The sequence below is a fragment of the Bacillus sp. Nf3 genome, from assembly GCF_003028545.1.
In the GTDB taxonomy this organism is placed as follows: Bacteria; Bacillota; Bacilli; order Bacillales; family Bacillaceae; genus Bacillus; species Bacillus safensis.
Map to the genome: position 1 here is coordinate 1 of NZ_PYUA01000055.1, position 620 is coordinate 620.

Genomic DNA, 620 nt, shown 5'->3' on the forward strand with positions numbered 1-620 from the left:
CGGTTCGAACGCAACTACTGGAAGTACCGCAACCACGCCAAGGCCTATCGCGCGGTCACGCTCGATGCCGGGCATGTCTCGCAGGCGCTGTATGCGGCCGCGACCGTACAGGGCCTGGGCGCGTTCGTCACCGCCGCCATCAACGAAGCCGAGGCCGGGCGCGCGTTCGGGCTGCGGCCGATGGCCGAGGGCGCGCTGGCCATCTGCGGGCTGGGCTGGCGCAAGGCCGAAAAGACCACCGCGGAACTGGATCCGGGTGGCCACGTGTGGCCGCTGCCGGGCTGACGGTCAGCGGCCCAGGCTGTCGCCGGGCCATAGGGCCCGGCCACGCCCCCTCAGGCGGCCTCGAAGTCCACCAGCACTGCACCATCACCGACCTGGTCGCCGGCCTTGGCACGATAGCCCTTCACCGTGCCATCGGCCGGTGCCTGCAGGGTGTGCTCCATCTTCATCGCCTCCAGCACCACCAGCGGCGTGCCGCGCTTGACCTCGGTGCCGGCCGCGACCAGCGTGGCCACGATCCTGCCGGGCATCGGTGCCAGCAGGCTGCCGGCGTCGGCCACGGCATGGTCCGATTCACCCACCGGATCGTGCAGGGTGAAACGATGCTGGCCATCGGC

At 71.0% G+C, this 620-nt stretch carries 2 protein-coding genes; one reads left to right on the forward strand and one right to left on the reverse strand.

Annotated features, from left to right (window positions below; translation table 11 throughout):
* Positions 1-285 (forward strand): nitroreductase family protein (locus C9414_RS20815; RefSeq protein WP_181286190.1); only part of this gene is annotated, 285 nt, incomplete at its 5' end.
* Between the two features lie 50 nt (positions 286-335).
* Here the strand turns inward: C9414_RS20815 and C9414_RS20820 are convergent.
* A partial coding sequence (locus tag C9414_RS20820) for an acyl-CoA carboxylase biotin carboxyl carrier protein subunit (RefSeq protein WP_368731617.1) occupies positions 336-620 on the reverse strand: 285 nt, incomplete at its 5' end.